This window comes from Microbacterium kunmingense, assembly GCF_023155745.1.
Lineage (GTDB): Bacteria > Actinomycetota > Actinomycetes > Actinomycetales > Microbacteriaceae > Microbacterium > Microbacterium kunmingense.
In genome coordinates, this window is the sequence record NZ_JAKNUS010000006.1 from 119,973 (window position 1) to 134,625 (window position 14,653).

Sequence of the window (14,653 nt, forward strand, 5' to 3'; positions counted from 1 at the left end):
GTACATCTGTGACGGATGAACGCGGGGGCGAGGGTGGAGGGTGAAGGGCGAGGGCGAGGGCGGGGGCGGGGGCGGGGGGCAGGGGAAGGGATGCCGCGGGGAAGCGCCATGCGCGAGGGGAGCGTGGAATCGCCGCGTCCGGTAGTCTGAGGCGCGGTAACCGGCAACCTTTAAATCCGTCCCGTGAGGCGGAGAAGGGAGCGGCGGATGACCGTGCGCACCGTGCTGCACGACGCCGACATCACTCGGGCATTGACTCGGATCTCGCACGAGATCCTTGAGTCCAACAAGGGAACCGACGGACTCGTCATCCTCGGCATCCCGACGCGCGGCGTCCCCCTGGCTGAACGCATCGCCGCGTTCGTGACCGAGTTCGGCGGCGCTCCCGTTCCCGTCGGGGCGCTGGATGTCACGATGTATCGCGACGACCTGCATCGCCATCCGACGCGGGCGCCCCACCCCACGCAGATCCCCCCGGGCGGCATCGACGGCGCCGTGGTCGTCCTGGTCGACGATGTGCTGTTCTCCGGCCGCAGCATCCGTGCCGCCCTCGACGCGCTCCAGGACATCGGCCGCCCCTCGGCGGTGCGCCTGGCGGCCCTCGTCGATCGCGGACATCGCGAACTGCCCATCCGCCCCGACTTCGTCGGCAAGAACCTCCCCAGTGCCCGCGAGGAACGGGTCAATGTGCGCCTGCGCGAGATCGACGGCGAAGACTCCGTCTCAATCGAGGGAGGAGCGGAATGAGGCACCTGCTCGACACCAAGACCCTCGACCGGCAGCGCGCCATCGCCATCCTCGACGTCGCCGAGGACATGGCCGGCACGCAGCGGCGCGAGGTGAAGAAGCTGCCGACGCTGCGCGGCAAGACCGTGGTCAACCTCTTCTTCGAAGACTCCACCCGCACCCGCATCTCGTTCGAGGCGGCGGCCAAGCGTCTTTCCGCCGACGTCATCAACTTCTCGGCCAAGGGCTCCAGCGTGTCGAAGGGCGAGTCGCTGCAGGACACCGCCCAGACGCTGCAGGCCATGGGAGCCGATGCGGTCGTCATCCGTCACGGCGCGTCGGGGGCACCGCGCACCCTCGCCACGAGCGGCTGGATCACCGCGGGCGTGGTCAACGCCGGGGACGGCACCCACGAGCATCCCACGCAGGCGCTCCTGGACGCCTTCACGATCCGCAAGCGCCGCTTCGGTGACGACAGCCGCGGCCGCGGACTCGACGGCGTCCGCGTCACGATCGTCGGCGACATCCTCCACTCGCGGGTCGCCCGCTCCAACGTCTGGCTCCTCACCACCCTCGGTGCGGACGTCACCCTCGTCGCTCCGCCGACGCTCATCCCGCAGGATGTCTCGAACTGGCCGGTCACGGTCGACTACGACCTCGACCACGCGATCGCCGCGGGCCCCGATGCGGTGATGATGCTGCGGATACAGCTCGAACGGATGCGCGCCGCCTACTTCCCCACCGAGCGGGAGTACGCCCGCGTCTGGGGGCTGTCACGGCAACGGGTCGCGGCCCTTCCGCCCGATACGATGGTGATGCACCCCGGCCCGATGAACAGAGGGCTGGAGATCGCCCCCGAAGCCGCGGATTCCGAGCGGTCGACGGTGCTCGAGCAGGTGACCAACGGTGTGTCCGTGCGGATGGCCGTGCTGTATCTTCTGCTGGCCGGCGAGCGCGACGACGAGAGAGAGGACGGATGATGAGCGCCCCTCACCCCGTCACCCCGGCCCCCCTGCTGATCCGTGGCGCCGCGCCGCTGGCCGGCGAACGTGTCGACATGCTCATCGAGGATGGTGTGATCGCCGAGATCGGCTCGGGCCTCCGCCGCCCCGGTGCCACTGTGATCGATGCGGACGGGCTCATCGCCCTCCCGGGTCTGGTGGATCTGCACACGCACCTGCGCGAACCCGGGTTCGAGCACGCCGAGACGGTGCTCACGGGCTCGCGGGCCGCGGCGGCCGGCGGCTACACGACGGTCTTCGCCATGCCGAACACCTCGCCCGTCGCCGACACCGCCGGGGTCGTCGAGCAGGAGCTGGCGCTGGGCGAGGCGGCGGGCTACGTGACCGTGCAGCCCATCGGCGCCGTCACCGTCGGGCAGCGGGGCGAGAGCCTGGCGGAGCTCGGCGCGATGGCGCACTCCCGCGCGAAGGTCCGCGTCTTCAGCGACGACGGCTTCTGCGTCTGGGATCCGCTGATCATGCGCCGGGCGCTGGAGTACGTCAAGGCGTTCGACGGCGTCATCGCCCAGCACGCGCAGGACCCCCGGCTCACCGAGGGTGCGCAGATGAACGAGGGAGCGGTGTCGGCGGAGCTGGGGCTGGCGGGCTGGCCCGCGGTCGCGGAGGAGTCGATCGTCGCGCGCGATGTGCTCCTGGCCGAGCACGTCGGCTCGCGTCTGCACGTCTGCCACCTCTCCACAGCCGGATCGGTCGACATCATCCGCTGGGCCAAGCGCCGCGGGGTGGCGGTGACCGCCGAGGTGACCCCTCACCACCTGCTCTTGACCGACGAGCTGGTCCGCGGCTACGACGCGCGGTACAAGGTCAATCCGCCGCTGCGGCGGGACGAGGACGTGCAGGCCGTGAGGGAGGGGCTCGCCGAAGGCACGATCGACATCGTCGCGACCGACCACGCCCCCCACCCCGCCGAGGCGAAGGCCTGCGAGTGGCAGGCCGCGGCGAACGGCATGGTCGGTCTCGAAAGCGCCCTCCGCGTCGTTCACGAGGCGATGGTGGACACCGGGATGCTGGGATGGGACGACGTCGCCCGGGTGATGTCCGCGGCCCCGGCCCGCATCGGCCGCCTCGCCGGCGCCGGCACGCCCCTGTCCGAGGGCGAGCCCGCGTCGTTGACCCTCTACGACCCGACTGCGCCGCGCCCGTTCACCACGGCCGACCTCCGGGGGCGGAGCGAGAACTCGCCCTACCTCGGCCGTGCCCTGCCCGGAGAGGTGCGTGTCACGCTGCACCGAGGCGTGCTCACCGTCATCGACGGGGACGTGCTCGAGACGCCGGGGGTGCACGCGTGACGCGCGAGGGTGCACTCATCGTCACCCTGCTCGGGGTCGTCGTCGTGCTCCTCCTCCTCGTCTGGGCCTGGCGCCGACGATCTCGCCGTGACGCGGGCCTTGCCGCACCGGTGGGCGCGCCCCCCGACGGGGCGGCGGAGCTCGCGCGCTTCGGCGTGCTCTACGTCGCCACGACCCGTCACGACGAGCCGCTCGAGCGCCTCGCGATCCGGCACCTGGGATTCCGAGCTCGCGGTGAGGTGACCGTCACCGACGGCGGCGTCGCGGTGGACCTCGACGGCGCGCCACGGCTCTTCCTCGCCACCGCCCGCCTCGCCGCTGTGGATCAGGCCACCGTCGCCATCGACCGTGTGGTCGAGTCCGGCGGCCTCACCCGCCTCGTGTGGCGGCTCGACGACGGCACACCCGTCGATTCCTTCTTCCGGCCGCAGGAAGCTTCGGCGCAGGCTCTCGCGACCGCCATCCGACCCCTCGTTCCTCAGACTGGAGACGACGCATGACCCGGCTCCCCACCACCACTGGGCTCTCCACCAGAGAGCTCCTGACCACCGACCCCGCCGTCCTCGTCCTGGAGGACGGCACCCGCTACACCGGGCGCGCCTACGGCGCGCGCGGCACGACCCTCGGCGAGGTCGTCTTCTCCACCGGCATGACCGGCTACCAGGAGACCCTGACCGATCCGTCGTACGCGGGACAGATCGTGCTGCAGACCGCCCCGCACATCGGAAACACCGGGATGAACTCCGAGGACGTCGAGTCGCGGCGCATCTGGGTGGCCGGCTACATCGTCCGCGACCCCGCGCGCGTGGTGTCCAACTGGCGCTCCGAGCAGTCGCTCGACGAGGCCCTGGATGCCGACGGGATCGTCGGCATCAGCGGGATCGACACCCGGGCCGTCACCCGACACATCCGCTCGGCCGGCAGCATGCGCGGGGGGATCTTCTCCGGCGACGCCGCCGGCTGGGACGCCGACGAGCAGCTCCACGTGGTGCGGGAGGCCCCGGAGATGACGGGGCAGAATCTCTCCTCGACGGTCTCGGTCGCAGCCGTGCAGGTCACGCCCGCCCGGGGCGAGAGGCTCGGCAACCTCGCGGTGCTCGATCTCGGCGTCAAGCAGGCCACGATCGAGAACCTCGCCGACCGGGGGTTCGACGTGCACGTCCTGCCCCAGAACGCCACGATCGACGACATCCGCGCCATCGACCCGGTCGCGGTGTTCTACTCCAACGGGCCCGGCGACCCCGCCGCGTCGGCCGATCACGTCGAGCTGCTGCGCGCCGTGCTCGATGACCGGCTGCCCTTCTTCGGCATCTGCTTCGGCAACCAGCTGCTCGGCCGCGCTCTCGGCCTCGACACCTACAAGCTGCCCTTCGGTCACCGCGGCATCAATCAGCCGGTGCTCGACAAGGTCACCGGCCGGGTCGAGATCACCGCCCACAATCACGGCTTCGCCGTGGAGGCCCCGCTCGACGGTCCCTTCGACAGCCCGCACGGCTACGGCCGGGTCGAGGTCAGCCATGTCGGCCTGAACGACCAGGTGGTCGAGGGCCTCCGCGCCCTCGACATCCCCGCCTTTTCGGTGCAGTACCACCCCGAGGCCGCCGCGGGTCCGCATGACGCCAACTACCTGTTCGACCGGTTCCGCGACATGGTGCGCGCGCACCATGACTCCCGACCCGGCACCGCGAACTCCCAGGAGAGCAACGACTGATGCCCAAGCGCGACGACATCCACAGCGTCCTCGTCATCGGGTCCGGCCCGATCGTCATCGGCCAGGCCGCCGAGTTCGACTACTCCGGTACCCAGGCGTGCCGCGTTCTGCGCGCCGAAGGCGTGCGCGTCATCCTCGTCAACCCCAACCCGGCCACGATCATGACCGATCCCGACTTCGCCGATGCGACCTACATCGAACCGATCACCGCCGAGGTGCTCGAGACGATCATCGCCAAGGAGAAGCCGGATGCGATCCTGCCGACGCTCGGCGGCCAGACCGCGCTGAACGCCGCCATCTCGCTGCACGAGAAGGGGATTCTCGAGAAGTACGGCGTGGAGCTGATCGGAGCGAAGGTCGATGCCATCCGCAAGGGCGAGGACCGCCAGGTCTTCAAGGAGCTCGTGATCGAGGCGGGAGCGGATGTCGCGGCGAGCCGGATCTGCCACACGATGGACGAGGTGCTCGCCGGCGCTGCCGAACTCGGCTACCCCCTCGTCGTGCGCCCGTCGTTCACGATGGGAGGCCTCGGGTCCGGTTTCGCCTTCGACGAGGCCGACCTCCGCCGCATCGCCGGCGCGGGCCTGCACGACTCGCCCACCCACGAGGTGCTCCTGGAGGAGTCGATCCTCGGGTGGAAGGAGTACGAGCTCGAGCTCATGCGCGACACCGCCGACAACACCGTCGTGGTCTGCACGATCGAGAACGTCGATCCGGTCGGGGTGCACACGGGGGATTCGATCACCGTCGCCCCGTCGCTGACCCTCACCGACCGCGAGTACCAGAAGCTCCGCGACATCGGCATCGACATCATCCGCGCCGTGGGCGTGGACACCGGCGGCTGCAACATCCAGTTCGCGGTGAACCCCGACGACGGGCGGATCATCGTCATCGAGATGAACCCGCGGGTGTCGCGCTCCTCGGCGCTGGCGTCCAAGGCCACCGGCTTCCCGATCGCGAAGATCGCTGCGAAGCTCGCGATCGGCTACCGCCTGGATGAGATCCCGAACGACATCACCCGCGTGACACCGGCGAGCTTCGAGCCGACGCTGGACTACGTCGTGGTGAAGGTGCCGCGGTTCAACTTCGAGAAGTTCCCGGCCGCCGACACCACGCTCACCACCACCATGAAGTCGGTGGGCGAGGCGATGGCGATCGGCCGCAACTTCACCACCGCCCTGCAGAAGGCCCTCCGCTCGCTGGAGAAGCGCGGCTCGAGCTTCCACTGGGGCGAGGAGTCGCGCTCGGTCGAGGAGCTGCTCGAGGCGGCGAAGACACCGACCGACGGACGGATCGTCCTGGTCCAGCAGGCCCTCCGCCTGGGTGCCACCCCCGCGCAGGCGTTCGACGCCACCGCCATCGATCCCTGGTTCCTCGATCAGATCGTGCTCATCAACGAGGTGGCGGACGCCATCCGCAACGCCGACGAGCTGGATGACGCGGCCCTGCGTCTGGCGAAGGACCACGGCTTCAGCGACGCGCAGATCGCGCAGCTCCGGGGGATCACCGAGGCCGAGGCGCGCGAGGTGCGCCACGGCCTCGGCATCCGCCCGGTGTACAAGACCGTCGACACCTGTGCGGGGGAGTTCCCGGCGCTGACGCCGTACCACTACTCCAGTTACGACAGCGAGACGGAGATCGCCGCGTCCGAGCGCACCAAGGTGGTCATCATCGGCTCGGGCCCCAACCGCATCGGCCAGGGCGTGGAGTTCGACTACTCCTGCGTCCACGCTTCCTTCGCCCTCGCCGACGCCGGGTTCGAGACGATCATGGTCAACTGCAATCCGGAGACCGTCTCCACCGACTACGACACCTCCGACCGGCTGTACTTCGAGCCGCTGACGCTGGAGGACGTGCTGGAGGTCCTGCACGCCGAGTCGCAGTCGGGGGAGATCCTGGGTGTGATCTGCCAGCTGGGCGGGCAGACGCCGCTTGGCCTCGCGCAGGGGATCGAGGACGCCGGCTACCGGATCCTCGGCACGAGCCCCGCCGCCATCGAGCTGGCCGAGGAGCGGGAGCTGTTCTCGCGCCTGCTCGACGACGCCGGCCTCATCGCGCCGCGCAACGGCACGGCCGTCGACGTCGAGCAGGCCGTGACGATCGCAGAGGAGATCGGGTACCCCGTGCTCGTGCGTCCGAGCTTCGTGCTCGGCGGTCGGGGCATGGAGATCGTCTACGACACCGCGAGCCTGCGCGACTACTTCGTGCGCATCGCCGATCAGGCGATCATCGGACCGGGGATGCCGCTGCTGGTCGACCGGTTCCTCGACGACGCGATCGAGATCGACGTCGACGCCCTCTACGACGGCGATCAGCTGTACGTCGGCGGCATCATGGAGCACCTCGAGGAGGCCGGCATCCACTCCGGCGATTCCAGCTGTGCGCTGCCGCCGATGTCGCTCGGACGCACCGACATCGACCGCGTGCGCGAGGCCACGCTGGCGATCGCCCACCGCGTGGGCGTGCGAGGACTGCTGAACGTGCAGTTCGCGATCAGCGCCGGCGTGCTCTACGTCATCGAGGCCAACCCGCGGGCCAGCCGCACGGTGCCGTTCGTCTCCAAGGCGCTCGGGATTCCGCTCGCCAAGGCCGCCAGCCGCATCATGGCGGGCTCCAGCGTCGCGGAACTCGTGTCGGAGGGACTGCTCCCCGAAGCCGACGGCTCGCGCGTGCCCCTGGGCGCCCCCGTCGCCGTGAAGGAGGCGGTGCTCCCGTTCAAGCGCTTCCGCACCCGCGACGGGCAGATCGTCGACTCGGTGCTCGGACCCGAGATGCGCTCGACGGGTGAGGTCATGGGCATCGACCGCGACTTCCCGACCGCCTTCGCCAAGAGCCAGGAGGCCGCGTACGGGGGGATGCCGCTGACGGGAACCGTCTTCATCTCCGTCGCCGACGGCGACAAGCGTGCAGTGATCCTCCCCGCCCACCGCCTGCAGGAGCTCGGGTTCGACCTCGTGGCCACCGAGGGGACGGCCGAGATCCTGGGCCGCAACGGCATCGACGTGCGGGTGGTGAACAAGTACTCCGCGACCCAGGCGACGGGGAAGACGAACATCGTCGACCTCATCAACGCCGGAGACATCGACATCGTCGTGAACACCCCGAGCGGCGGTCTCGCCCGGGCCGACGGCTACGAGATCCGTGCCGCTGCGGTCGCGGCGGACAAGGCGCTGTTCACCACCATGGCGGTGCTCGGCGCCGCGGTGAGCGCCCTCCCCGTGCTGCGTGAGGGCTTCGCGGTGCGGAGCCTGCAGGAGTACGCCGCCGACCGGGCGGAGGCCCGGTGATCGGGTTCGCCGAGCGCCTGCGCGCCGCTCTCGACGCCCGCGGCCCGCTCTGCGTCGGGATCGACCCGCACGCGCACCTCCTCGCGGAGTGGGGTCTGGACGACACCGCGGCCGGGGCGCGCGACTTCGCCCTGCGAACCGTCGAGGCTGCGAGCGGGCGGGTCGGGGTGGTCAAGCCGCAGGTCGCCTTCTTCGAGCGGTTCGGGGCGGCCGGCTACGCCGCCCTCGAGGAGACGCTCGCCGCCGCACGGGCGGCGGACCTGCTCGTCATCGCCGACGCCAAGCGCGGCGACATCGGCAGCACGATGGCCGCGTACGCCGCGGCCTGGCTGACCCCTGGATCCGCCCTGGAGGCCGACGCGCTCACCGTCAGCCCCTATCTCGGGCCCGACTCGCTGCGCGACACCCTCACCGGCGCGGTCCGGGCGGGGAAGGGCGTGTTCGTCCTCGCGGGGACGAGCAACCCCGAGGCCGCGGCGCTGCAGACCGCGCACCCGGTCGACGTGGCGGCCGAGGACGGGCAGACGGTCGCCGCCCGCATCGCGCGCGATGTCACGTGGGTGAACGGCTCGGCCGCCTTCACCGGCGACCTCGGGCCCATCGGCCTGGTGGTGGGTGCGACGGTGGACCGATCAGAGCTCGGCCTCACCGACGAGCTCCTGCGAGGCGCCCCGATCCTGGCGCCCGGATTCGGCACGCAGGGAGCCGAACCGGCCGATCTGCCCCGCCTGTTCGGCGCCCTCTCGCAGAACGTGCTCGCAAGCGAGAGCCGGAGCATCCTCTCCGCCGGCCCGAGCGATCTGGTCTCGCGTATCCGGGAGCGGCAGGCCCTGTACCGCCGGGAGGTGTCGTGACCGCGCCCCGTCGTCCGCCGGAGGTCGACCGCGCTGCCGCATCCCGGCGCGCCGTGGCCGCCCGGCGAGCCCGCGCCGCGCTCAAGCGCGATCTTTCCACCCGTGTCATCTCACCCCAGGAGCTCACCCGGCGGGCCTTTGCCGCTCCGGAGTCACCCGCGGGAACCCTGCGCGTGACCGAGTTCCTCACGGCGCTGCCGGCGATCGGCGAGGGCAAGCGCGACCGCATCCTCGAATCGCTGGCGATCTCACCGGTCAAGCGTCTCGGCGGGCTGGGCGCGCGACAGCGCCGCGACCTGGCGGCGTTCCTCGACGCACGGTGGCCCGAGCCCGCTCCGCGCACCGACCGGAGCCGACTCATCGTGCTGGCGGGCCCCACAGCGGTCGGCAAGGGCACCGTCGCCGCGCACATCAAGGCGCATCATCCCGAGATCCTCCTGTCGATCTCGGCGACGACGCGCGCGCCCCGACCCGGAGAGCGGGACGGCGAGCACTACTACTTCGTCGACGACGCCGAGTTCGACCGGCTCATCGCCGACGGGCAGCTGCTCGAGTGGGCGACCGTGCACAACTCCCACCGCTACGGCACCCCCCGCCGTCCGATCGAGGACGCGCTGGCGGCGGGTCGCACGGTCCTCCTCGAGATCGACCTCCAGGGGGCCCGGCAGGTCCGGGCGGCCGAGCCGTCGGCGACGCTCGTCTTCCTCCTGCCGCCCAGCTGGGACGAGCTGGTGAACCGGCTGGTGGGACGCGGCACCGAGGATGCCGAGGAGCGCGCGCGGCGACTGCGCACCGCCCGAGTGGAGCTGGCCGCGCAGGCGGAGTTCGACTACCACGTGGTCAACGACGACGTCGCACGCGCGGCCGCGGAGGTCGTGTCGCTCGCCGCGCACTGAGCCCCGCCCCCTCGGACGTTTCAGAACGTTACGCCCGAGATGTCATCGAGGCCCGGCATCGGCAGTCTGGGTACATGCCCACCCCGAACTCCCGCGTCATCGACGTGCCCGCCGTCGGCGAACGTCGCGGTGCGGTGCGGGTCGCCGGGGTGGCGCGGACCTTCGTCACCCTCGCGCCGCTCCCCGTGCTGCGCGGAGTGGACCTGACGCTCGCGCCGGGGGAGATCGTCGCGGTGGTGGGCCCGTCCGGATGCGGCAAATCGACCCTCCTGCGCCTGCTCGCGGGCCTGGACACCCCGACCGCCGGTGTCATCGACCTCGACGCCGCGCCCGTCCGCGACACCGATGACCGGACCGCGGTGGCCTTCCAGGAGCCGCGGCTGCTTCCCTGGCGCACCATCGCCGACAACGTCGCCCTCGGTCTTCCCCGCGGGCTCCGCGGGACCGAGCGTCGTGACCGCGTCGCCGAGCTCCTCGACCTCGTCGGGCTCGGCCATGCCGCCGACCGCCGGCCGCGGGAGATCTCCGGCGGAATGGCGCAGCGCACGTCGCTCGCCCGCGCGCTCGCGCGCGGCCCCGAGGTCCTGCTCCTGGACGAGCCCTTCGGGGCGCTGGACGCGCTCACACGCCTGCGCATGCAGGACCTTCTCCTGCAGATCCACGCCGCGCGGCCGACCACGGTGCTCCTCGTCACCCACGACGTCGAAGAGGCGCTGTACCTCGCCGATCGCGTGCTGCTGCTGCGCTCGCTCGGCGACGACCCGGCGGCATCCTCCATCGCCCGCATCGTCGAGGTGCCCGGAACCCGTCCGCGCGACCGCGCCGCCCACGATTTCACCGCCCTGCGCGCCGAGCTCCTCGAAGGGCTCGGCGTCGACACCCACCACAGCACACCCGAACCCCGCACCGCCGAGGAGACCCGATGAGCACCATCGTCCGCCGCACCGTTCCCGCCCTCGCGATCGCCGGGACGATCATGCTCGCCACCACCGGCTGCCTCGCCGGTGAGAGCGCCGATGCCTCGAATGCGGATGCCGCCGGCTCGGCCGGTTCGGAGAGCACCGAGTGGTCCACCGACACGCTGTCGATCGACTTCGCCACCTACAACCCGCTGAGCCTGATCGTGCGCGACCAGGGCCTGCTTGAAGAAGCCCTCGGCGACGACGTCACCGTCGAGTGGGTGCAGTCGGCGGGCTCGAACAAGGCCAACGAGTTCCTGCGCTCCGGTTCGATCGACGTCGGCTCGACCGCCGGCTCGGCGGCGCTGCTCGCGCGGGCCAACGGCTCGCCGATCAAGGTCATCGACATCTACTCCCAGCCGGAGTGGTCGGCCCTCGTCGTGCCCGAGGGCAGCGACATCGCCTCCGTCGCCGACCTCGCCGGAAAGTCCGTCGCCGCCACCCCCGGCACCGACCCCTACTTCTTCCTGCTGCAGGCGCTGGAGACGGAAGGTCTGACGATCTCCGACATCCAGCTGCAGAACCTCCAGCACGCCGACGGGCGCGCCGCGCTCGACGCGGGCTCGGTCGACGCGTGGGCGGGCCTCGATCCCATCATGGCCGCCGCCGAGGCGGAGTCGGGCGCGCAGCTGGTCTACCGCAACGTCGACTTCAACTCCTACGGCTTCCTCAACGCCACCGAGCAGTTCCTCACCGATCACCCCGATGTCGCCCAGGTCGTCGTCGACGCCTACGAGGAGGCTCGCGCGTGGGCTCTGGAGAACCCGGAGGAGACCGCGGCGCTGCTGGCGGAGGTCGCCGGGATCGACCCGGCGGTGGCCGAGACGGTCATCACCGAGCGCTCCAACCTCGATGTCAGCGGCGTCCCCGGCGACGACCAGCTCGCGGTGCTGGAGAAGATCGGCCCCGTGCTCGTCGAGTCCGGCTCCATCCAGGGCGGCCAGGCCGCCGTGGACGACGCTCTGGCGACCCTCATCGACGACAGCTTCGCCCGCACCGCGACGGAGGACCAGTGAGCATCGACATCCGACCGGGCCGCGCCGCGACCCTCGATCACGAACCCGACCGGGGTGCGCCGTCCGTGACAGCCGCCCCGGCCACCGCCCCCGTCGCTTCCGCGGCGGGGGCACCCGCGCGTCGGGATCTGTGGGCTCGGCCCGCAGTCCGCGTCGTCGGCGGTCTCCTCGTCCCCGCCCTCCTCCTCCTGGCCTGGCAGATCGCCTCGACTACGGGTGCGATCCCCGCCTACCGGCTTCCGGCGCCGGCGACGGTCCTGACCGCCGCGGCGGAGATGGCCCAGACGGGCGAGCTGTGGCTGAACATCGCCATCTCGGTGCAGCGCGTGCTCCTCGGGTTCGCCCTGGGCTCGCTCATCGGGATCGGCGCGGCAGCCATCGTCGGGCTCAGCCGCATCGGCGACGTCCTGCTGAGCCCTTCGCTCGCGGCGCTGCGCGCCATCCCGTCGCTCGCTCTCGTTCCGCTTCTGCTGCTGTGGATGGGGATCGGCGAGGAGTCCAAGGTCACCCTCATCGCGATCGGGGCCTTCTTCCCCGTGTTCACCACCGTGGCCGGTGCCCTCCGCCATGTCGACGCTCACCTGGTGGAGATGGGGCGGTCCTTCAGCCTGCGCGGATGGGACCTGTTCCGCACCGTCCAGCTTCCCGCCGTCCTCCCGGCCCTCGTGTCGGGCCTGCGTCTGGGGATGGCGCAGGCATGGCTGTTCCTCGTCGCCTCGGAGCTTCTGGGAGCGGCGATGGGCCTCGGGTTCCTTCTCACGATCTCGCAGCAGACCGGACGGGTGGATCGCATCCTCCTCACCATCGTGCTGCTGGCACTCCTCGGCGCGCTCTCCAACGCCATCCTGAGCGTGGTGCAGAAGCGGCTGCTGCGGCGGTGGGCGTGACCCCCGCGCAGACCCTCGACCGCTCCTCGCTGCGCTTCGCCCCGCCGGCGGAGCTGGCAGCGCGCGCCAACGTCACCGCCGAGGCGTACGAGCGCGGCGCCATCGATCCGCTGGGTTTCTGGGACGAGGCTGCGCGGCGCCTTCACTGGACGACCCCCTGGCAGCGCACCCTGGAGTGGACGCCGCCCGATGCCGACGACCCCGCGGTGATCCCCACGGCGCAGTGGTTCGGCGGCGGGCGACTGAATGTCGCGGTCAACTGCGTCGACCGGCACGTCGCGGCCGGTCGCGGCGACACGGTGGCGCTGTACTTCGAGGGAGAGCCGGGAGATCGCCGTCGGGTCACCTACGCCGACCTCCAGCGCGACGTCGCACGCGCCGCTCACGCCCTGAGCGCGCTCGGCGTCGGGCCCGGCGACCGGGTCGTGGTCTACCTGCCCGTGCTCGTCGAGACCGTCGTCGTCGCGCTCGCCTGCGCGCGGATCGGGGCGGTGCACTCCCTGGTGTTCGGGGGCTTCTCCGCCGAGGCGCTCCGCTTCCGCCTCGAAGACACCGGCGCGAAGGTGCTCGTCACCTCCGACGGGCAGTTCCGACGCGGAGCCGCGATCGAGGTCAAATCCACCGCGGATGCCGCGGCTGCGGGCCTGGCGCACCTCGAGCACGTCCTGGTGGTGCGCCGCACCGGTCACGAGGTGCCGTGGACCGCCGGGCGCGACCTCTGGTGGCACGAGATCACCGCCGCACAGCCCGACGTGCACGAGGCGAGCGATGTCGATGCGGAGCATCCGCTCTTCATCATCTACACCTCGGGGACCACCGGCCGCCCCAAGGGACTCGTGCACACCTCGGGTGGGTACCTCACGCAGGCGTCCTGGGCCCACTGGGCGCACTTCGACGCCAAGCCCGAGGACGTGCACTGGTGCACCGCCGACCTCGCCTGGGTGACCGCGCACACGTACGAGCTGTACGGGCCGCTCTCCAACGGCCTCACGCAGGTGATCTACGAGGGCACCCCCGACGCCCCCGACCGCACGCGGCACCTGGAGATCATCGAGCGCTACGGCGTGACGGTGTACTACACCGCGCCCACCCTCATCCGCACCTTCATGGCGTGGTTCGGTGAGGCGCTGCCGGAGGAATTCGACCTGTCGAGCCTGCGCCTGCTCGGCACGGTGGGGGAGGCCATCAACCCCGCCGCCTGGCTGTGGTTCCGCGACACGTTCGGCAGAGGCGAGCTTCCCGTCGTCGACACCTGGTGGCAGTCCGAGACCGGTGCGGCCATGGTCGCCCCGCTCCCCGGCGCCACCACCCTCGCACCCGGCTCGCCCACGCGTCCGCTTCCCGGCATCGACGTCGCCGTGGTCGACGACGACGGAGCCGAGATCCCCGCGGGCGGCACGGGCACCCTCGTGGTCCGTCGACCCTGGCCGGGAATGGCCCGCACCGTGTGGGGCAACCCGGCGCGCTACCGGAGCGCGTACTGGTCGAGCTTCGCCGGTCTCGGCGAGTGGGGTGGGTACTACGTCGCCGGCGACGGCGCGACCCGCGATGAGGACGGGAACATCCGCATCCTCGGCCGCCTGGACGACGTCGTGAACGTCTCGGGCCATCGCCTGTCGACCATCGAGATCGAGTCGGCCCTCGTCGCCCGCGCCGATATCGCCGAGGCGGGGGCCACCGGCGTGGCCGACCCGGTGACCGGACAGCGCGTGGTGGTCTTCGCCGTCACCGCCGGTGACGCCCGTCCCGACGAGCAGGACCTGCGCGACGAGGTGGCCCGCGCGATCGGACCGGTGGCGCGCCCGCACCGCGTCGTCTGCGTGCCGGAGCTTCCCAAGACCCGGTCGGGCAAGATCCTCCGGCGCCTCCTCGCCCAGCTCTGGGAGGCGGACCTGGATCGTCGCGCCGGGCGGGTCCCTGCACCGCTCGGCGACACCACCTCGCTGCAGAACCCCGATGCCGTCGCCGCGATCGCCCAGGCCCTCGCCGCCCACTGACCCCCGCCC

The 14,653-nt window shown here is 71.5% G+C and carries 12 protein-coding genes; all 12 read left to right on the plus strand.

The genetic code is table 11. The annotated features are described in order from the left end of the window. Positions 1-207: 207 nt before the first annotated feature. The 12 genes from pyrR to acs all read left to right on the plus strand — a co-directional run bounded on the left by pyrR (position 208) and on the right by acs (position 14,644). Positions 208-747 carry a bifunctional pyr operon transcriptional regulator/uracil phosphoribosyltransferase PyrR gene (pyrR, locus tag MA875_RS10480; RefSeq protein ID WP_248242239.1) on the plus strand — a complete coding sequence of 180 codons (540 nt, stop codon included), beginning with the start codon at positions 208-210 and terminating at the stop codon, positions 745-747. Continuing rightward, the gene (locus tag MA875_RS10485; RefSeq protein ID WP_248242240.1) at positions 744-1,706 is read left to right on the plus strand and encodes an aspartate carbamoyltransferase catalytic subunit; all 963 of its coding nucleotides are present in this window, start codon (positions 744-746) and stop codon (positions 1,704-1,706) included. The genes pyrR and MA875_RS10485 overlap by 4 nt, the downstream gene beginning before the upstream one ends. Then, positions 1,706-3,037 (plus strand): dihydroorotase, encoded by a 1,332-nt coding sequence (locus MA875_RS10490; RefSeq protein WP_248242241.1) that lies wholly within the window; start codon positions 1,706-1,708, stop codon positions 3,035-3,037. Before MA875_RS10485 ends, MA875_RS10490 begins: the two co-directional genes overlap by 1 nt. Next, on the plus strand, positions 3,034-3,537 hold the full coding sequence (locus tag MA875_RS10495) for a PH-like domain-containing protein (RefSeq protein WP_248242242.1): 504 nt from the start codon (positions 3,034-3,036) through the stop codon (positions 3,535-3,537). The genes MA875_RS10490 and MA875_RS10495 overlap by 4 nt, the downstream gene beginning before the upstream one ends. Further along, complete coding sequence (gene carA / locus MA875_RS10500) at positions 3,534-4,748, plus strand: glutamine-hydrolyzing carbamoyl-phosphate synthase small subunit (RefSeq protein WP_248242243.1); 1,215 nt, start codon at positions 3,534-3,536, stop codon at positions 4,746-4,748. Before MA875_RS10495 ends, carA begins: the two co-directional genes overlap by 4 nt. Beyond that, on the plus strand, positions 4,748-8,035 hold the full coding sequence (gene carB, locus MA875_RS10505) for a carbamoyl-phosphate synthase large subunit (RefSeq protein ID WP_248242244.1): 3,288 nt from the start codon (positions 4,748-4,750) through the stop codon (positions 8,033-8,035). The genes carA and carB overlap by 1 nt, the downstream gene beginning before the upstream one ends. After that, positions 8,032-8,889: an orotidine-5'-phosphate decarboxylase gene (gene pyrF, locus MA875_RS10510; RefSeq protein WP_248242245.1), complete on the plus strand. Its 858-nt coding sequence runs from the start codon at positions 8,032-8,034 to the stop codon at positions 8,887-8,889. The genes carB and pyrF overlap by 4 nt, the downstream gene beginning before the upstream one ends. Next, a complete protein-coding gene (gene gmk / locus MA875_RS10515; RefSeq protein ID WP_248242246.1) occupies positions 8,886-9,785 on the plus strand; it encodes a guanylate kinase in 900 nt (299 codons plus the stop codon). The genes pyrF and gmk overlap by 4 nt, the downstream gene beginning before the upstream one ends. Before the next feature lie 74 nt (positions 9,786-9,859). Further along, entirely contained in the window at positions 9,860-10,711 is an 852-nt protein-coding gene (locus MA875_RS10520; RefSeq protein ID WP_248242247.1) for an ABC transporter ATP-binding protein, read from the plus strand. Continuing rightward, positions 10,708-11,760, plus strand: coding sequence for an aliphatic sulfonate ABC transporter substrate-binding protein (locus MA875_RS10525; RefSeq protein WP_248242248.1), 1,053 nt, complete (start codon positions 10,708-10,710; stop codon positions 11,758-11,760). The genes MA875_RS10520 and MA875_RS10525 overlap by 4 nt, the downstream gene beginning before the upstream one ends. Before the next feature lie 65 nt (positions 11,761-11,825). Continuing rightward, positions 11,826-12,647, plus strand: a complete 822-nt coding sequence (locus MA875_RS10530) for an ABC transporter permease (RefSeq protein ID WP_372492566.1) — start codon at positions 11,826-11,828, stop codon at positions 12,645-12,647. Further along, positions 12,644-14,644 carry an acetate--CoA ligase gene (acs, locus tag MA875_RS10535; RefSeq protein ID WP_308221519.1) on the plus strand — a complete coding sequence of 667 codons (2,001 nt, stop codon included), beginning with the start codon at positions 12,644-12,646 and terminating at the stop codon, positions 14,642-14,644. Before MA875_RS10530 ends, acs begins: the two co-directional genes overlap by 4 nt. The last annotated feature ends 9 nt before the right edge of the window (positions 14,645-14,653 follow it).